Genomic DNA, 16,557 nt, shown 5'->3' with positions numbered 1-16,557 from the left:
TGATCAGGTGAAACGAATTTTCCTTTGCGGGGCGGCGCTTGTGGCGCTGGCGGCGTGCCAGCCCGCCGTGCCCGACAGCGGCGCGGGCGTGGGGTTCGACCGTATGGATGCCGAACGCCGCGCGCGCGACGCGCAGTTGCAGCGCGGCCTTCCCTCCGCCCAGCCGGTGCAGACGACGACGCTCGACGCCGCCGTCGACCAGGCCGAACGTGATGCCGATGCCCGCGCCCGCGCGGCCAATTCCGGCGAGGCGCCGCTGGATGCAAGCCCGGCCAATCCGGCCCCCGGCGGCAATGCCGGCATCTCGAACGAGAACGATTTCAACGTGGTGTCCAACCAGCGCTCGATCGAGGCCGACGCCGCCCGCGTCCGCGCCAATGCCTCGCAATACCAGGTGATCGCGCCCACCGCCGTGCCGTCCCGGTCCGGCAAGAGCGGGCCGAACATCGTGGAATACGCGCTCAGCACCTCGCATCCCAAGGGGCAGGCGATCTATCGCCGCGTGGGCATCAACCTGCAATCCAAGTCGCGGCGCAACTGCGCGGGGTTCGCCTCGCCTGACGAGGCGCAGATCGAATTCCTGCGCAATGGTGGCCCGCAAAAGGACCGCGCCGCACTGGATCCCGATGGTGACGGATACGCCTGCGGCTGGGACCCGGCCCCGTTCCGCGCGGTGCGGGGTCAGGCGGCGGCAGCCGCCCCGGTGCCCGTCGTGCCCGCGGGCCAGATCTCGACCGAATAGGCGCGGTTCTGGACCCGGTCTGGCATCCGTCCCCCAATTTCGGGCCCCGGCGCGATGACGCCCGGCCCGATATCGTCATGCTCCACTACACCGCCATGCGCACCGCCCGCGCCGCGCGCGACTGGCTGTGCGATGACCGGGCCGAGGTGTCGGCGCATTACGTGATCTCCGAACGGGGCGAAGTCTGGCACCTCGTGCACGAGGCCGACCGCGCTTGGCATGCGGGCGACGGCGCATGGGGTGCGGTGGAGGACGTGAACTCCCGCTCCATCGGGATCGAACTGGCCAATACCGGCGACCACCCCTTTGCCGAACCGCAGATGGCGGCGCTTGAAACGCTGCTGGACGGGATCATGGCGCGGTGGAACATCCCGCCCGAGCGCGTGATCGGCCATTCCTGCCACGCTCCGGGGCGCAAGCGCGATCCCGGCCCCCGGTTCGACTGGGCCCGGCTGGCCCATGAGGGACGGGCGATCGCGATAGAAGGGGACCCGGCAGAGCCCGACGAGCGCCGCGCCGAGGCGTTGATGCGGCGCGCGGGCTTCACCGCGCCCGCCAGCTTCGACGAACGCCTCGCCGCCTTCCGCCTTCGCCACCGGCCCGCGGCTTCCGGGCCGCTTGACGCCACAGACATGGGCCTGATCGCGGCCCTGGCCGAACGCTACCCCGTTGACGCGGCAGGCGCGGGCGCGTAACCGGGCGGTCGCGCGGAAGGCCGGGTGACCGCTTGCGCCGGTCCTTAGGGGCGGGCGCGGGAGGAAAGTCCGGACTCCCCGAAGCAACGGTGCCGGGTAACGCCCGGGCGGGGCAACCCGACGGACAGCGCCACAGAGAACAGACAGCCGCGCCCCGGCGTGGCAATGGTGAAACGGTGGGGTAGTGGCCCACCGGGGGGCGGGCAACCGCCCTCGCATGGCAAGCCCCACCGGGAGCAATGCCGAATAGGGACCGCGTCTGCCGCAAGGCAGGGGGTGGCTTTGGCCCCAGCAGGTCCGGGTTGGCAGCTAGAGGCCCCGTGGCAACACGGGGTCGAGAGGAATGGTCACCGAACGCCGGGGCGACCCGGCGGGAACAGAATCCGGCTTACAGGCCTTCCGCGCACCCGATCCCGCTTGACAGCACGCCTGTCTTGGCTAGAACGCGGGCTTCAAGGATTCACCCGCGCGCCCGGCGCGGCCCGCGAGGAGACGCGACCATGGCAAAACCGACGACGATCAAGATTCGCCTGAACTCGACCGCAGGCACCGGCCACTTCTACGTGACCAAGAAGAACGCCCGCACGATGACCGAGAAGTTCTCGATCAAGAAATACGACCCCGTCGCGCGCAAGCATGTCGAGTACAAGGAAGGCAAGATCAAGTAATCTCGCCCCCATCTCGACGCTGATGACAGGCCACGCCCCGCGCGTGGCCTTTGTCGTTTCGTGGGCCCGTCCTACGTCTAGGTCACCCAGCAACGGGAGGCCCCCGATGACACGGCTCGATTTCTCCGTCCGCCCCACCACGATGGCCGATTACGACGCGGTCGATGCGCTCCTCTCGCGCGTCTACCCGAAACTCCTGAAGGACGATTACCCGCCCTCGACCCGCGTGCTCGTCCTGCCCCGCATCAGCCGCGCCAAGCCGCAACTCCTGTCCTGCGGCACCTATTACGCCGCCGTCACGGGAGAGGAACGGATCGTGGGCGCGGGCGGCTGGACGCGCGACCGGAGCGACCCGCTCACCGGCCATATCCGCCACGTGGTCGCCGATGACCGCTTCCTGCGGCAGGGCATCGCGCGCGCGATCCTCGACACCTGCCTCGCCTCCGCGCGGGCGCGCGGCGTCACCCGCATGGTCTGCTGGTCCACCTTCACCGGCGAACCCTTCTACGCCGCCTTGGGCTTTGTCCGCCAGCAGGAGATCACCGTCCCCCTCGACGACGGCATCACCTTCCCGGCGGTGGAAATGACGCGCACTCTCGCACCTTCTTCTCTTTGAAAATATGTCCCCCGGAGGGTCGCTCCGCCACCTCTTCCCGCCCGTGGCATGGCGCGCAGGCGCTGGAAACGAAAAAGGCCAGCCCGTCAGGGCTGGCCCGGGTCGATCCCGAAGGGAGCGAAACTATTCCTGTTGTCCCATGAACATCAGCAGGAACTGGAACATGTTCAGGAACGAGATGTAGAGCGACAGCGCGCCGTCATAGGCCGCCTTGTCGAGCCATTCCTGGTCACCGTGATGCGCATGCGCCACGTATGTCGTCTTGATGTCCTGCGTGTAGAACGCGGTCAGGCCGGCGAAGATCAGGACGCCGATCGCCGAGATCGCGAACATCATCGCGGGCGATTGCAGGAAGATGTTGACGATCATCGCCACCAGCAGGCCGATCACGCCCATGATCAGGAACGTGCCCATGCCCGACAGGTCCCGCTTCGTCGTGTAGCCGTAAAGGCTCAGACCCGCGAAGGCGATCGCGGTCACGAGGAAGGTCTGCACGATCGAGTAGGACGTGAAGACAAGGAAGATCGAGCTCATCGACACGCCCATCACGGCGGCGAAGATGAAGAAGCCCAGTTGCACGGCCGCGGCCGATCCGCGGCTCATCAGCGCGCCCCAGCCGAAGAACAGGAAGGCGAGCGGGGCGAACATCACGACCCAGCGCAGCGGGGTGGTGTACAGAACCTCGCCAAGGCCGGTCAGGTACTGGCCTTCGCGCAGCGCCACGGTGGCGCCTGCGGGGTCGGACGTGACCGCAAGGCCCGCGATCGCCCACGCGGCCAGCGCGGTGATCAGCATGCCCACGGACATCGTGCCGTAGACCTTGTTCATGTGGGCGCGAAGCCCGGCGTCGATCTCGGCGGCGCGGGCGCCTGCCGCGGTCGTCCGGATCGTCGAGTAGTCAGCCATGTGTTGCCTCCATAAGATCGCAAGAGCGACCGGGCGGAAAACCCGCCCGGTTTGGTCTGGATATTGTCATATGGGGCCGGATTTTCAAGCGTCCGGGGCGCGTGGACCCCTAAAATGCGACGCTTTGCCGGTGCCTGCGATCATTTTGCGACCGCGGCGGGCGCAGGGGCGCGGTTGCGGCGTCAGGACCAGTGGTCCGGCGCGTCCCACGCGGCGCGGCGCGCTTCGATGCGGGCCTCGTGTTCGGACACGCCGATATCGGCCAGCGCGGCGGCATCCAGCCGGGCCAGTTGCGCCCGCGACCGGGACACCGCCTGCCACATCAGGATGCGCGACAGCAGGCCGGTCCGGTGGGCGGGACGGGCGAAGGCGGGGGTGCTGGCGAGAATGCTGCGGGACATGGCGTTTTCCTTTCCGGTTCGTGATGCAAGCGTGTGATCCATGATTTCTGTTGATGTATATGCGGGTTCGTGCTGTATTCGTAAAACGAATGTTTTTGAGGATTATCATCAGGGAGTGTGATGAATGCGGAATCTCGACGTGACGACCCTGCGCTCGTTCGTGGCGGTGGCCGATGCGGGCGGCGTGACGCGGGCGGCGGGGTTTCTGAACCTCACCCAATCTGCTGTGTCGATGCAGCTCAAGCGGCTGGAGGATTTGCTGGACACGCAATTGCTCGACCGGTCGAACCGGCGCATCGCGCTGACGCCTGCGGGCGAGAAGCTGCTCAGCCACGCGCGGCGCATGGTCGATCTGAACGACGACGTCTTCGCCACGCTCACCCACCACGCCTTCGAGGGCGAGATCCGGTTCGGCGTGCCGCATGACGTGATCTACCCGGTGATCCCGCAGGTCCTGCAACGCTTCGACGCGGAATACCCGCGCGTGAAGGTGCACCTGTCCTCGCTGTTCACGAACCGGCTGAAGGACGATTTCGCGCGGGGGGAGATGGACCTGATCCTGACCACCGAGGAAGAGACCGAAGGCAACGGCGAACGGCTGGTCACGCTGCCCCTGCAATGGAACAGCGCGCCGGGCGGGTCGGCCCACAAGTCGCGGCCCCTGCGCATCGCGTTCAGCGCGCATTGCAAGTTCCGCCCCATCGCGCAGCGGGTGCTGGATGCCGCCGACATCGCGTGGGAACACGCGGTCGAGACGGGCAGCGACCGCACGATCGAGGCGACCGTCAGCGCCGATCTTGCCGTGACGGCGGCCCTTGCGGGAACCGAACCGCCGCAATTGTCCCCGGTGCCCGCCGGTGGCGGCCTGCCGGACCTGCCGGAACAGTCCATCAACATGTATGTCAGCGAAACCGGCGGCGCGGTGGTGCGTGCGCTGTCCGACATGATCCGGTCGGCCTATGCCGCCCACATGCCGCAACCGCGCCTGAAATCGGTGAGCTAGGTCACGCCCCGCGCGCAAGCCCTTCGGCCAGCGCGCGCTGCTGGTCGAGGATGCGGGGCAGGTCGACCGTGGTAATCCGTCCGTCCGCCACGATCCGGCGGCCCTGCACGTAAAGATCGCGCACCTTTTGCGGCCCGGCCAGCAGCAGCGCCGCCGGGTCCCAGCTTCCGGCGGCGGACACGTCGCCCATGTCCCACACCGCGAGGTCGGCGCAGAAGCCCGGCGCGATCTGCCCGCATGTGTCGCCCCGGCCCAGCACCTCGGCCCCGCCACGGGTGGCGAGACGCAGCGCGGTGCGCGCGCTCATGGCGTTGGCCCCGCCCGCGACGCGGGCCAGCAGCATCGCCTGCCGCGCCTCGCCCACGAGCGAGCCGATATCGTTCGAAGCGGACCCGTCCACGCCCAGCCCCACCGGCACGCCGGCGCGCAGCATGGCGGGGACAGGCGCGATGCCCGATCCCAGCCGGCAGTTGGAACAGGGGCAATGCGCGACGCCGGTGCGGGTGCGCGCGAAGAGGTCGATCTCGGCCCCGTCGAGTTTGACGCAATGGGCGTGCCAGACATCCTCGCCGGTCCAGCCGAGGTCCTCGGCATACTGGCCGGGGCGGCAGCCGAAGGTTTCCAGCGAATAGGCGACGTCTTCGTCGTTCTCGGCGAGGTGGGTGTGCAGCATGACGCCCTTGTCGCGGGCCAGGAGCGCCGCGTCGCGCATCAGTTCGCGGCTGACCGAGAAGGGGGAGCACGGCGCCACGCCCACGCGGATCATCGCGTCGGGGGCGGGGTCGTGGAAGGTGTCGATCACGCGGATGCAGTCGTCGAGGATCGCCGCCTCGTCCTCGACCAGCGTGTCGGGGGGCAGGCCGCCCGCGCTTTGCCCGATGGACATGGCCCCGCGCGTGGCGTGGAAGCGCAGCCCGATCTCGGTCGCGGCCCCGATCGTGTCGTCGAGCCGTGCGCCGTTCGGGAAGAGGTAGAGGTGGTCCGACGACATCGTGCAGCCCGACAGCGCCAGTTCGGCAAGGCCCGTCAGGGCCGAGACGCGCATATGGTCGGGGCCGAACCGCGACCAGATCGGGTAAAGCGTCTTGAGCCAGCCGAAGAGCAGCGCGTCCTGCGCGTCGGGCACCGCGCGGGTGAGCGTCTGGAACAGGTGGTGATGGGTGTTGACGAGGCCCGGCGTGACGAGGCAGCCGCGCGCGTCCAGCGTGTCGGCACCGGGCGCGTCGAGGTCGGGAGCGATGGCCGCGATGCGCCCGTCACGCACGAGGATCGACGCGCGGGGCAGTTCGGTGCCCGCGTCGTCCATGGTCAGCACATGGGCGTCGCGGACCAGGAGGGGCGGGGCGCTCATCCGCCCTGATGGGCGGCCTCGCCCCGGTTTAACAGCTCCATCGCAGCGGCGTGCAGGTCCGGCGTTGCGGCGGCCAGCGCGGTACCGCCGGCATGCGCCGGGCGTCCCTGCCAGTCGGTCACGATCCCGCCCGCGGCCTCGATCACCGCGATGGGGGCCTGGATGTCGTAGGCGGCAAGCCCCGCCTCGATCACGAGGTCCACCTGTCCGGCGGCAAGCAGCGCGTAGGCGTAGCAATCCATGCCGTACCGGGTGAGGCGGCACCTGTCCGCGACACGCGCGAAGGCGGCGGCATCGGCGGGTGTGTCGACCTCGGGGAAGGTGGTGAAGATCGTGGCGTCGGCCAGCGTGGCGGTGTCGCGGGTTCGCAGCGCGCGCGCGCCCATCGGACCGGCCATGCGGGCGATGCCGCCGCCGCCTTCGAACCGCTCCCCGATATAGGGCTGGTCGATCAGGCCATAGACCGGGCCGGTCGCGTCGGCGAGCGCGATCAGCACGCCCCATGTGGGCGTGCCCGACACGAAACCGCGGGTGCCGTCGATCGGGTCGAGCACCCATGTCAGGCCCGACGTGCCGTCCCGCGTCCCGAATTCCTCGCCCAGGATGGCGTCGTCGGGTCGGGCGTCTGCCAGGATCGCGCGCATCGCCTCTTCGGCCGCGCGGTCCGCGACGGTGACCGGGTCGTACCCGGCGTCGTCCTTGTTGTCGGCTGTCAGGCCCGTGGCCCGGAAATGCGGCAGGATCGCGCCGCGCGCGGCGTCCGCCATGGCATGCGCCACGTCGCGCATGGTGTCGAAGTCATCAGGTGTCATGCCCGGCCGTCCGTCCTGGGGGATCATCCCCTTGTGACGTGCCGGGCGGTTCGGATCAAGCGACGTCGCTCAGGACCCGTGCCAGTTCGAACAGGCGGCGGCGCTGGTTTTCGGGGATCGCGTAATACGACCGCACCAGGTCGAGCGCTTCCTTGTCGCCGAGCAGGTCGGACGGCATCGCGTCCTTGACCTTGGCGTCGTCTTCATTGCCGAGACCTTCGAAGAAAAAGCCGATCTGCACGTCGAGCGTATCGGCGATATCCCACAACCGCGATGCGCTGACGCGGTTCGCGCCGGTCTCGTATTTCTGGATCTGCTGGAACTTGATTCCGACCTTTTCGGCCAGCTGTTGCTGCGTCATACCAACGAGCCAACGGCGGTGGCGGATCCGTTTGCCGACATGCACGTCAACAGGGTGGGTCATACGGGTCGTCCTCTTTATTTTCTTTTAGCACCTATCCAGAGCAGTATGCCCCGAATTTTGCAACTATTTCGTTAGCACGGTCGTGCACCCCTCGACCTCGCCTTCGCTACCAGAGGTCGACAAAATTGCAAGACAATTCAAGTAGCGCGGGCAAAAAACGGGGCAGTTGACACAAAGTTTTGGAAATAATCCGGCCAAGGTGCAAAAGACTGTCGACGTCGCGGTGGCAATTCATCAAAAGCGTCAGACCCGGTTCAGGATACCGGAATTGCCCAGGTCGAGGAGATGCCGATGCGCGCCATTATCGTTCGCGATCAGTTACGTAACGTCACATTGGCTGACGCGCCGGAGCCGCAACCGGGCCCCGGAGAGATCCAGATGCGCATCGCCGCATGCGGGCTGAACTTCGCCGATCTGCTGATGATCAAGGGAACCTACCAGGACACGCCGGACCTTCCTTTCATACTGGGAATGGAAGTTGCCGGTGAGGTCACGGCGCTGGGTGAAGGCGTCACTTCTCCGGCGGTGGGAACGCGGGTCGCGGTGTTCGGCGGGCAGGGCGGGTTGGCCGAAATCGGCTGTTTTCCCGCCGATCGCGCGGTCGTTTTGCCGGACGGGATGTCGATGACCGACGCGGCCGCGTTCCAGATCGCCTATGGCACGAGCCACGTGGCGCTTGACCACCGGGCGCGGTTGCAGCCGGGAGAGACGCTCTGCGTGCTGGGTGCCGCGGGCGGCGTGGGCCTGACGGCGGTGGAACTGGGCAAGCTGATGGGTGCGCGGGTGATCGCGGTGGCGCGCGGCGCCGACAAGCTGCGCGCGGCGGAGGAGGCGGGCGCCGACCACCTGATCGACGCGACCGAGGGCGACCTGCGCGGCGCGCTGAAGGCACTTGGCGGGCTGGACGTGCTGTACGACCCGGTGGGGGGCGAGCAATGGAAGGCCGCTTTCCGCGCCGCCCGGCCCGAGGCGCGGCTTTTGCCCATCGGATTCGCCAGCGGCGAGGTGCCGCAAATCCCCGCCAACCACCTGTTGGTCAAGAACCTCAGCGTTCTGGGCATGTATTGGGGCGGTTACATGGCCTTCCGCCCCGAGGTCATCACCGACAGCCTGAAAGTGCTGCTGGGCTGGTACCGCGCGGGCAAGCTGCGCCCGCATGTGAGCCATATCCTGCCGCTCGACCGGACCGAGGAAGGGCTGGAGCTTTTGCGCTCCCGCGCCTCGACCGGCAAAGTCGTGATCGAGATCGGTTAAGCCAACCGGCGCGCGGTCAGGCCGCGCGCTCTTTCTTCGGGGCGGCGCCAAAGCTTTCGGCGAACTTGCGGATGTAGTCCATGCCGGTGCAGGCCCCGGTTTCCTCGGTCTTGCGGAAGACGCCGATCGTGTCGCCCCAGTCGCTGTCCTCGAACGTGACCTGCCGGGCGAGGCGGCGGGCGGAGCGGGGGCGAACCTCTGCCGTGCGCTCGATATCGCCGCGGGACCAGTCGGTCTGGGCGTGGATCAGTTCCATCCCGCACCAATCCGCCAGCGCCTGCATCCCGTCGCGGTAGAATCGCCAGCAATCGGTGGGCGCGCGGTGTTCCGGCCCGCGCGACGGCGCGATGTGGATCATGTGCCCGCCCATTTTCAGGATCCGCGCCATTTCGATGAAGGACAGCCAGAACATGGTGTTATGTTCCAGCATCTGGCCCGAGATCACGGCATCGAATGACGCGTCCTCCAGCGGGAAGCGGAACGGGTCCTCGAACACGAGGTCCACGTTGGGGCCCTCGCCAAGGTCCGCGCCGATATAGGTCCAGCCCTTCTTGGTGAAAAGCTGGCGGTACTCGGCCTTGCGGCTTTTCGATCCGATCTCGATCACCCGGCCCGCGGGGAGGGGTTGGAGATGGCGGTCGAAGGCCCGCTTCATATGCTCGAAGGATTCACGGTGCATGGCGCCCACATGCCTCTTTGTTTTGTAGCCTCAGATGCACCTAACGCCTGAATTGGGCAGAATTGGGGCGATGTGGGCAACAATCAGGCGCGGGCGGTGCCGCCGATATAGGTCGCGGTCACGGCCCGGTCATCGCCCATCATGATCGTGGGAAAGACCGCGTCCCAGATGTCATCGGCCCGCGCCGCGCGCTGCGCGATGGCGGGGGTGGAGGCGAGGTCGAGCACGCAAAGGTCGGCCTCCATCCCCGTCGCCAGCGTGCCGATCCGGTCGGACAGGTGCAGAACCCGCGCCGACCCCGCCGTGGCAAGCCACAGAAGCTGCGCGGGATGCAGCGCGGTGCCCGCCAGTTGCCCCACCTCGTAGGCCGCGCCCATGGTGCGCAGCATCGAAAAGGACGACCCGCCGCCGGTATCGGTGGCCAGCCCCACGCCGATCCCGCGCATCCGCAGCGATGCCACCGCCATGCAGCCCGACCCGATGAAGGTGTTCGACGTGGGGCAGTGGGCGAGCCCCGCGCCAACCTCGGCCAGCCGGTCGATCTCGCGCGGTTCAAGGTGGATCGCGTGGCCGTAGACCCCGCGCGCGCCCAGCAGGCCGAACCGTTCGTAGACGTCGAGGTAATCGCGCGCCCATGGGTACAGGTCGCGCACCCACGCGATCTCCTCGACCTGCTCGGACAGGTGCGTCTGCATCAGGCAGTCGGGATGCGCAGCCCAGAGCGCTCCCAGCGCTTCCATCTGCGCCTCGGTCGAGGTGGGGGCAAAGCGCGGCGTGATGACGTATCCCAGCCGGTCGACGCCGTGCCAGCGATCCAGCAGGCGCTTGCTGTCGTCGAAGGCCGATTGCGCGGTGTCGCGCAGGTTCTCGGGCGCGTTGCGGTCCATGCAGGTCTTGCCCGCCAGCGCCCGCATGCCCCGCGCCTGCGCCGCCGTGAAGAAGGCGTCGACCGAACCGGGATGGATCGTGGCATAGGAACACAGCGTCGTCGTGCCATGCGCCAGTGCGAGGTCGAGGCTGTCACCCGCCACCGCGGCGGCATGGGCCGGATCGCCGAACCGCGCCTCCTCGGGGAAGGTGTAGCCCTCAAGCCAGTCGATCAGGCGCTTGCCCCAGCTCGCGATGATGCGGGTTTGGGGGTAGTGCATGTGGGCGTCGATGAAACCCGGCAGGATCAGCGCATCGCCATGGTCGGTCACGGTGTCGGCGTGGGGTTCCAGCGCCTCGGCCTCGTCCACGGCAAGGATACGCCCGCCCTCGTCCACCAGCACGCCGCCGCGCCGGCGGTGGCGGAACGCCTCTGTCGGGGGGACCGCGAAAGGGTCCGCCAGCGCCTCAAGCGTTTGACCCTTCACTAGCTTCGGCATATCTGTCCCCCGCACAGGCCGCGCCACTACGCGCACAAACTGGAATGGGGGGCAAGATGTCAGACACCGACCCGGACACCATCCCCCCGGAAAGCCCGCAAGCCGACGATTACGCGCTGTCCCGCAAGGATGTGAGCGCGATCCTGCAGGCGCTCGACACCGAGGATCGCGAGGCGCTCGTGGCGCTGATGGACCCGCTGCACCCGGCCGACATCGCCGACCTGCTGGAACAGGTCAACGCCTTCGACCGGACCCGCCTGATCCGCCTGTACGGGCGCGAGTTCGACGGGGAGATCCTGTCGGAACTGGATGAAAGCATCCGCGAAGAGGTGATCGCGGCCCTGTCGCCCGCCGTGCTGGCCGATGCCGTGCGCGAGCTGGACAGCGACGACGTGGTCGACCTGCTCGAAGACCTCGAGGAACCGCAGCAGGAGGCGATCCTTGACGCGCTGGACGACGACGACCGCGCCGTGGTCGAACAATCGCTCAGCTATCCCGAGTATTCCGCCGGCCGCCTGATGCAGCGCGAGGTGGTGATGGCGCCCGAACACTGGACGGTCGGTGATGCCATCGACTTCCTGCGCACCGCCGAGAACCTGCCGGAACAGTTCTACCACGTCACGCTGGTCGATCCGCGGATGCGGCCGGTGGCGAACGTGACGCTGGGCAAGCTGATGGCCTCGCCCCGCGCGGTACCGCTCGCCGACATCACCGAGGACACGTTCCACAAGATCGACGTCCTGCAGGACGAGGCCGACGTGGCCTATGCCTTCAACCAGTACCACCTGATCTCGGCCCCGGTGATCGATGCCGATGAACGGCTGGTGGGCCAGATCACCATCGACGACGCGATGGCGGTGCTGGACGAAGAGCACGAGGAAGACATCCTGCGCCTCGCCGGGGTGGGCGAGGAATCGAGCCTCAGCGACAACGTCGTGGACACGACGCGCCAGCGCCTGCCGTGGCTGGGCGTGAACCTTGTCACGGCGATCCTCGCCTCGCTGGTCATCGCCCAGTTCGAGGCGGCGATCGCGCAGGTGGTGGCGCTGGCGGTGCTGATGCCCATCGTCGCGTCGATGGGCGGCAACGCGGGCACGCAGTCGCTGACCGTCGCGGTGCGCGCGCTGGCCACCAAGGACCTCACCGGCGCGAACGTCTGGCGGGTGATCCGGCGGGAATGCCTTGTCGGGCTGATCAACGGCGTGGTCTTTGCCGTGGTGATGGGGATCGTGGGCGTGATCTGGTTCGGCTCGCCAGCGCTGGGATACGTCATCGCGGCGGCGATGGTCGTCAACCTCGTCGTGGCCGGGCTGGCGGGCACCGGTATTCCCATCGTGCTGGAAAAGCTGGGCATCGACCCCGCGCTTGCCTCGGGCGCCTTCGTGACCACGGTGACCGACGTAGTGGGCTTCTTTGCCTTCCTCGGCCTTGCCGTGATCGTTCTGCTGTGACCGACCTTGCCGACCAGAAGGCGGATGCGCGCAAGGCGGCCTTCGCCCGCCGCAAGGCCGCGCGCGACGCGGGCCACCCCGCACCCGCCGCCCGCCTGTCCGAGGTGCTGGCGGGGTATCGTGGCGCACCGCTGGCGGGCTACATGCCCATCCGCACCGAGATCGACCCGCGCCCCGCCATGACCGAGGCCACCGCCCACGGCCCCGTCGCGGTGCCGGTCATCACGGGCGAGGGACAGCCCCTGAAGTTCAGCCGCTGGACACCCGACGGCCCCATGCGCGACGGCCCGTTCGGCGCGCGGATCCCGCTGCAGGACGACTGGGTCGTGCCCGAGATCGTGGTCGTGCCGCTGGTGGCCTTCACCGCGTCGGGCGACCGGCTGGGATATGGCGGCGGGTTCTATGACCGCACGCTCGAAGGGCTGCGCGCGCGCGGGCCGGTTCTGGCGATCGGCTTTGCCTGGGACGCGCAGGAGGCCGAGGCGCTGCCGATGGAAGCGACCGACCAGCCGCTCGACCTGGTCGTGACCGAGGCGCGCATCCTCACCATCTCGCGGTGAAACGATCTTCGAAGATCGTTTCAAGGCCGTTGCAACGGCCTTGCCCCGCCCAACCCGCATCGTCAGGTCTGCTTTGGGCTTGCCCATTCCGGTCCCGGTGCTAAGCCAATCGCCATGAGACTTCTCTTTCTCGGTGACGTCATGGGCCGCGCGGGGCGCGCCGCGATCACCGAACATCTCCCCCGCCTGCGCGACGCGTGGTCGCTCGATTTCGTCGTCGTGAACGGCGAGAACGCGTCGAACGGCGCCGGCCTGACCGCCGCGCATGCCGCCGGCCTCTTCGCGGCGGGCGCCGATTGCGTGACGCTGGGCGATCATGCCTTCGACCAGAAGGACATGCTGCAGGCGATCGAGGAAGACAGCCGCATCCTGCGCCCGCTCAACTATGCCAAGGGCGCGCCGGGGCGCGGCGCGCGCCTGTTCGAGGCGACGCGCGGGCGCAAGGTGCTGGTGGTGCAGGTGCTGGGGCAGGTCTTCATGAAACGCCCCTTCGACGACCCGTTCAGCGCGGTCGAGGCGGCGCTGAAAAAGCTCGCCGGGCAGGCGAAGGCGGTGATCGTCGACGTGCATTGCGAGGCGACCTCGGAAAAGATGGCGATGGGCCATTTCTGCGACGGCAAGGCGAGCCTCGTCGTCGGCACCCACACCCACGTGCCCACGGGTGATGCGCAGATCCTGCCGGGCGGGACGGCGTACCTGACCGATGCGGGCATGTGCGGCGACTACAATTCCGTGATCGGCATGGACAAGGCCGAACCGATGCGCCGCTTCATCACCGGCATGCCCAAGGCGCGCTTTTCGCCCGCGCTGGGCGAGGCGACCCTTGCCGGCGTCTATGTCGAAACCGACGACGCCACCGGCCATGCCACCCGGATCGAGATGGTGCGCGTCGGCGGCAGGCTGGCGCAGGCGGGCCCGGCATGAGCCGGGGCGCGGCGCTTCTGGCGCTGCTCGCCATGGGGGCGGGGTGGGGGATGACCATTCCCCTGACCAAGCTTGCCGTGTCCACCGGCTACGGCCATTTCGGCCTGATCTTCTGGCAGATGGTGATCGGGGTCGTGATCCTTGGCGCGGTGCTGGTGGTGCGCGGGCGGCTGCCGCTTCGGCCCACGCGGGTGCAGGTCGGCGTATGGCTTCTCATTGCGGTGATCGGCACGATCATTCCCAATTCGGCATCCTACCAGGCTGCGTTCCACCTGCCGGCGGGCATCATGGCGATCGCGATCTCGACCGTGCCGATGTTCGCCTTTCCCATCGCGCTGATCCTCGGCGCCGACCGCTTCGGCTGGACCCGCATGACGGGCCTTCTGTGCGGTCTTGCGGGTGTGGTGATCCTGTCGGCCCCCGGCCTGACGCTGTCGGCGGCGGCGCTCAGCCTCTGGGTGCTCGTGGCCCTGATCGCGCCCTTTTTCTACGGGATCGAGGGCAACGTGGTCGCGAAATACGGCACGGCGGGCCTTGATCCGGTGCAGGTGCTGTTCGGCGCGTCGGCGTTGGGCGCGGTGCTGGTCCTGCCCTTGGCGCTGATCTCCGGCCAGTGGATCGACCCGCGCCCACCCTACGACATCGCCGATCTGGGCCTGTTGCTCACCTCCTCGATCCACGCGGTTGTCTATGCCGGTTACGTCGCGCTGGTCGGACGGGCGGGGGCGGTCTTCTCGGCGCAGGTGGCGTATCTGGTCACGGCCTTCGGCGTGATCTGGTCGATGCTGATCCTTGGTGAGCGGTATACCGGGGGCCTCTGGATCGCGCTTGCGGTGATGATGCTGGGCCTGTTCCTTGTCCAGCCGCGCGAGGTGCGGCGCGGGCTGGTGGGGGCGGGCGCATGACCGACCTCTTCGCCTTCGATGCCACCACGCAGGCGCTGATCGCGCTGGGCGTCGTCGCGCTGATGTTCGTGCTTTTCGTGCGCGAGGCCTACCCGACCGAGGTGGTGGCGCTGGGCGGCGTCGCGGTGCTGCTGGTGACGGGCGTCCTGCCCTACGACGATGCGCTTTCGGTGCTGTCGAACCCCGCGCCATGGACCATCGGGGCGATGTTCATCGTGATGGGTGCGCTGGTGCGCACCGGTGCGCTCGACGCCTTCACCCGCTTTGCCGACGGCTACGCCGCCCGCTCGCCCGCGCTGGCCGTCGCGGTGCTGATGGCCTTCGTGATCGGCATGTCGGCGGTGGTGTCCAACACGCCCGTCGTGGTGGTGATGATCCCGGTCTTCGTGCAACTGGCCAAGACGATGGGCCTTTCGGCCTCGAAACTGCTGATCCCGCTCAGCTATGCCGCGATCCTCGGCGGCACGCTGACGCTGATCGGGACCTCGACGAACCTGCTGGTGGACGGCGTCGCGCGGGCCGAGGGCCTGCAACCCTTCACCATCTTCGAGGTCACTCCGCTGGGCCTGATCCTCGTCGTGTGGGGCATGCTTTACCTGCGCTTCATCGCGCCCCGCCTGCTGCTCGACCGCGATTCCATGGCGCAGCTTCTGAGCGACCGCAGCCGCATGAAGTTCTTCACCGAGGCCGTGATCCCGCCGGATTCGAACCTGGTCGGCCGCGAGGTCACGGGTGTGCAGTTGTTCAAGCGCGACGGCGTGCGCCTGATCGACGTGATCCGGGGCGACGTCTCGCTTCGCCGCAACCTCGCCGGTGTCACGCTGGAGGTGGGCGACCGCGTGGTTCTGCGCACCCAGATGACAGAGCTTCTGTCGCTGCAAAGCAACAAGGAATTGCGCCGCGTCGACCAGGTCTCGGCGGTGGAAACCACCACGGTCGAGGTGCTGGTGACGCCGGGTTGCAAGATGGTGGGCCGGTCGCTGGGATCGCTGCGCCTGCGGCGGCGCTACGGCGTCTACCCGCTGGCGGTGCACCGGCGGTCGCAGAATATCGGGCGGCAGCTTGACGACATCATCGTGCGCGTCGGCGACACGCTGCTGCTGGAAGGATCGCCGGGCGACATCCAGCGGCTGGCGCATGACATGGACATGGTCGATGTCTCGAAACCCTCGGTACAGGCCTATCGCCGGGGCCACGCGCCGGTGGCGCTGGGCGCGCTGGTGGCGCTGGTGGCGCTGGCGGGCCTTGGCGTCGCGCCCATCTTCCTGCTGTCGATCCTCGCCGTGGCGGTCGTGCTCCTGGCGCGCTGCATCGACGCGGACGAGGCGTTTTCCTTCGTCGATGGTCGCCTCCTTGCGCTGATCTTCGCCATGCTGGCGGTCGGTGCGGCGCTTCAGGCCTCGGGCGCGGTGGCGCTGATCGTGGGCTGGATCGCGCCCGCGCTGACCGGGATGCCGCCCTTCCTGCTGGTCTGGGCGGTCTACCTGCTGACCTCGGTCCTGACCGAACTGGTGTCGAACAACGCCGTCGCGGTCGTGGTGACGCCCGTGGCCATCGGGCTGGCCGAGGCGATGGGCATCGACGCGCGCCCGCTTGTCGTGGCCGTCATGGTCGCGGCATCGGCCAGTTTCGCGACCCCCATCGGCTACCAGACGAACATGCTGGTCTATGGCCCCGGCGGCTACAGGTTCACCGATTTCATGCGCGTGGGCATCCCGCTGAACCTGACCGTGGGCCTGCTTGCCAGCGCGGTGATTCCGTTCATCTGGCCGCTCTGACGCCGCGACGGAGATTTTTCG

At 68.1% G+C, this 16,557-nt stretch carries 18 protein-coding genes and 1 other RNA gene; 12 read left to right on the top strand and 7 right to left on the bottom strand.

Annotation, left to right across the window (positions count from 1 at the left end; translation table 11 throughout):
* Positions 1-7: 7 nt before the first annotated feature.
* The 5 genes from ATO11_RS16140 (at position 8) to ATO11_RS16125 (ending at position 2,721) form a co-directional block, all read left to right on the top strand.
* Positions 8-742, top strand: coding sequence for a hypothetical protein (locus ATO11_RS16140; RefSeq protein WP_050531946.1), 735 nt, complete (start codon positions 8-10; stop codon positions 740-742).
* A 77-nt stretch (positions 743-819) separates the two neighbouring features.
* Positions 820-1,437 carry an N-acetylmuramoyl-L-alanine amidase gene (locus ATO11_RS16135; RefSeq protein WP_082176395.1) on the top strand — a complete coding sequence of 206 codons (618 nt, stop codon included), beginning with the start codon at positions 820-822 and terminating at the stop codon, positions 1,435-1,437.
* A gap of 12 nt (positions 1,438-1,449) precedes the next feature.
* Positions 1,450-1,844: RNase P RNA component class A (gene rnpB / locus ATO11_RS16965), an RNA gene on the top strand.
* A gap of 93 nt (positions 1,845-1,937) precedes the next feature.
* Positions 1,938-2,105: a 50S ribosomal protein L33 gene (rpmG, locus tag ATO11_RS16130; RefSeq protein ID WP_050531944.1), complete on the top strand. Its 168-nt coding sequence runs from the start codon at positions 1,938-1,940 to the stop codon at positions 2,103-2,105.
* Between the two features lie 106 nt (positions 2,106-2,211).
* Positions 2,212-2,721 carry a GNAT family N-acetyltransferase gene (locus ATO11_RS16125; RefSeq protein WP_050531943.1) on the top strand — a complete coding sequence of 170 codons (510 nt, stop codon included), beginning with the start codon at positions 2,212-2,214 and terminating at the stop codon, positions 2,719-2,721.
* Between the two features lie 123 nt (positions 2,722-2,844).
* Here the strand turns inward: ATO11_RS16125 and ATO11_RS16120 are convergent, their stop codons facing one another.
* A complete protein-coding gene (locus tag ATO11_RS16120) occupies positions 2,845-3,627 on the bottom strand; it encodes a Bax inhibitor-1/YccA family protein (protein ID WP_050531942.1) in 783 nt (260 codons plus the stop codon).
* 182 nt (positions 3,628-3,809) lie between these two features.
* Positions 3,810-4,028 (bottom strand): YjiS-like domain-containing protein, encoded by a 219-nt coding sequence (locus tag ATO11_RS16115; RefSeq protein ID WP_050531941.1) that lies wholly within the window; start codon positions 4,026-4,028, stop codon positions 3,810-3,812.
* A 124-nt stretch (positions 4,029-4,152) separates the two neighbouring features.
* On the opposite strand from ATO11_RS16115, the gene ATO11_RS16110 reads away from it, so the two are divergent.
* Positions 4,153-5,031 carry a LysR family transcriptional regulator gene (locus tag ATO11_RS16110; protein ID WP_050531940.1) on the top strand — a complete coding sequence of 293 codons (879 nt, stop codon included), beginning with the start codon at positions 4,153-4,155 and terminating at the stop codon, positions 5,029-5,031.
* 1 nt (position 5,032) lies between these two features.
* Here the strand turns inward: ATO11_RS16110 and ATO11_RS16105 are convergent, their stop codons facing one another.
* From ATO11_RS16105 to ATO11_RS16095, 3 genes are read right to left on the bottom strand one after another with little or no spacing between them, the layout of a single operon-like run.
* Positions 5,033-6,382, bottom strand: coding sequence for an 8-oxoguanine deaminase (locus ATO11_RS16105; RefSeq protein ID WP_050531939.1), 1,350 nt, complete (start codon positions 6,380-6,382; stop codon positions 5,033-5,035).
* Positions 6,379-7,194, bottom strand: coding sequence for a histidinol-phosphatase (hisN, locus tag ATO11_RS16100; RefSeq protein ID WP_050532098.1), 816 nt, complete (start codon positions 7,192-7,194; stop codon positions 6,379-6,381). Before hisN ends, ATO11_RS16105 begins: the two co-directional genes overlap by 4 nt.
* A 55-nt stretch (positions 7,195-7,249) precedes the next feature.
* The gene (locus tag ATO11_RS16095; RefSeq protein WP_050531938.1) at positions 7,250-7,618 is read right to left on the bottom strand and encodes a helix-turn-helix domain-containing protein; all 369 of its coding nucleotides are present in this window, start codon (positions 7,616-7,618) and stop codon (positions 7,250-7,252) included.
* A 291-nt stretch (positions 7,619-7,909) separates the two neighbouring features.
* Between ATO11_RS16095 and ATO11_RS16090 the strand changes: the two genes are divergently transcribed.
* Positions 7,910-8,872, top strand: a complete 963-nt coding sequence (locus ATO11_RS16090) for an NADPH:quinone oxidoreductase family protein (RefSeq protein ID WP_050532097.1) — start codon at positions 7,910-7,912, stop codon at positions 8,870-8,872.
* Positions 8,873-8,888: 16 nt separating this feature from the next.
* Here the strand turns inward: ATO11_RS16090 and ATO11_RS16085 are convergent, their stop codons facing one another.
* Both ATO11_RS16085 and guaD read right to left on the bottom strand, forming a co-directional pair.
* The gene (locus ATO11_RS16085; protein WP_050531937.1) at positions 8,889-9,551 is read right to left on the bottom strand and encodes a methyltransferase domain-containing protein; all 663 of its coding nucleotides are present in this window, start codon (positions 9,549-9,551) and stop codon (positions 8,889-8,891) included.
* Positions 9,552-9,634: 83 nt separating this feature from the next.
* Positions 9,635-10,918 carry a guanine deaminase gene (gene guaD, locus ATO11_RS16080; protein WP_050531936.1) on the bottom strand — a complete coding sequence of 428 codons (1,284 nt, stop codon included), beginning with the start codon at positions 10,916-10,918 and terminating at the stop codon, positions 9,635-9,637.
* 56 nt (positions 10,919-10,974) lie between these two features.
* Here guaD and mgtE point away from each other — a divergent pair, with 56 nt between their 5' ends.
* From mgtE to ATO11_RS16055, 5 genes are all read left to right on the top strand, one after another.
* Positions 10,975-12,369: a magnesium transporter gene (gene mgtE, locus ATO11_RS22315; RefSeq protein WP_050532096.1), complete on the top strand. Its 1,395-nt coding sequence runs from the start codon at positions 10,975-10,977 to the stop codon at positions 12,367-12,369.
* Complete coding sequence (locus ATO11_RS16070) at positions 12,366-12,929, top strand: 5-formyltetrahydrofolate cyclo-ligase (RefSeq protein WP_050531935.1); 564 nt, start codon at positions 12,366-12,368, stop codon at positions 12,927-12,929. Before mgtE ends, ATO11_RS16070 begins: the two co-directional genes overlap by 4 nt.
* Before the next feature lie 114 nt (positions 12,930-13,043).
* Positions 13,044-13,853, top strand: coding sequence for a TIGR00282 family metallophosphoesterase (locus ATO11_RS16065; RefSeq protein WP_050531934.1), 810 nt, complete (start codon positions 13,044-13,046; stop codon positions 13,851-13,853).
* Positions 13,850-14,758: a DMT family transporter gene (locus tag ATO11_RS16060; RefSeq protein ID WP_050531933.1), complete on the top strand. Its 909-nt coding sequence runs from the start codon at positions 13,850-13,852 to the stop codon at positions 14,756-14,758. The genes ATO11_RS16065 and ATO11_RS16060 overlap by 4 nt, the downstream gene beginning before the upstream one ends.
* Positions 14,755-16,536 (top strand): SLC13 family permease, encoded by a 1,782-nt coding sequence (locus ATO11_RS16055; RefSeq protein WP_050531932.1) that lies wholly within the window; start codon positions 14,755-14,757, stop codon positions 16,534-16,536. The genes ATO11_RS16060 and ATO11_RS16055 overlap by 4 nt, the downstream gene beginning before the upstream one ends.
* The last annotated feature ends 21 nt before the right edge of the window (positions 16,537-16,557 follow it).

This window comes from Pseudaestuariivita atlantica (genome assembly GCF_001205715.1).
Classification (GTDB): Bacteria; Pseudomonadota; Alphaproteobacteria; order Rhodobacterales; family Rhodobacteraceae; genus Pseudaestuariivita; species Pseudaestuariivita atlantica.
This window is presented reverse-complemented; position numbering and strand designations above follow the sequence as displayed.

Bases quoted from the DNA above. Each gene is read 5' to 3' on its own strand.
- ATO11_RS16135 (WP_082176395.1), top strand. From the start codon at position 820: ATGCTCCACTACACCGCCATGCGCACCGCCCGCGCCGCGCGCGACTGG.
- rpmG (WP_050531944.1), top strand. From the start codon at position 1,938: ATGGCAAAACCGACGACGATCAAGATTCGCCTGAACTCGACCGCAGGC.
- ATO11_RS16125 (WP_050531943.1), top strand. From the start codon at position 2,212: ATGACACGGCTCGATTTCTCCGTCCGCCCCACCACGATGGCCGATTAC.
- ATO11_RS16120 (WP_050531942.1), bottom strand. From the start codon at position 3,627: ATGGCTGACTACTCGACGATCCGGACGACCGCGGCAGGCGCCCGCGCC.
- ATO11_RS16115 (WP_050531941.1), bottom strand. From the start codon at position 4,028: ATGTCCCGCAGCATTCTCGCCAGCACCCCCGCCTTCGCCCGTCCCGCC.
- ATO11_RS16110 (WP_050531940.1), top strand. From the start codon at position 4,153: ATGCGGAATCTCGACGTGACGACCCTGCGCTCGTTCGTGGCGGTGGCC.
- ATO11_RS16105 (WP_050531939.1), bottom strand. From the start codon at position 6,382: ATGAGCGCCCCGCCCCTCCTGGTCCGCGACGCCCATGTGCTGACCATG.
- hisN (WP_050532098.1), bottom strand. From the start codon at position 7,194: ATGACACCTGATGACTTCGACACCATGCGCGACGTGGCGCATGCCATG.
- ATO11_RS16095 (WP_050531938.1), bottom strand. From the start codon at position 7,618: ATGACCCACCCTGTTGACGTGCATGTCGGCAAACGGATCCGCCACCGC.
- ATO11_RS16090 (WP_050532097.1), top strand. From the start codon at position 7,910: ATGCGCGCCATTATCGTTCGCGATCAGTTACGTAACGTCACATTGGCT.
- ATO11_RS16085 (WP_050531937.1), bottom strand. From the start codon at position 9,551: ATGCACCGTGAATCCTTCGAGCATATGAAGCGGGCCTTCGACCGCCAT.
- guaD (WP_050531936.1), bottom strand. From the start codon at position 10,918: ATGCCGAAGCTAGTGAAGGGTCAAACGCTTGAGGCGCTGGCGGACCCT.
- mgtE (WP_050532096.1), top strand. From the start codon at position 10,975: ATGTCAGACACCGACCCGGACACCATCCCCCCGGAAAGCCCGCAAGCC.
- ATO11_RS16065 (WP_050531934.1), top strand. From the start codon at position 13,044: ATGAGACTTCTCTTTCTCGGTGACGTCATGGGCCGCGCGGGGCGCGCC.
- ATO11_RS16060 (WP_050531933.1), top strand. From the start codon at position 13,850: ATGAGCCGGGGCGCGGCGCTTCTGGCGCTGCTCGCCATGGGGGCGGGG.
- ATO11_RS16055 (WP_050531932.1), top strand. From the start codon at position 14,755: ATGACCGACCTCTTCGCCTTCGATGCCACCACGCAGGCGCTGATCGCG.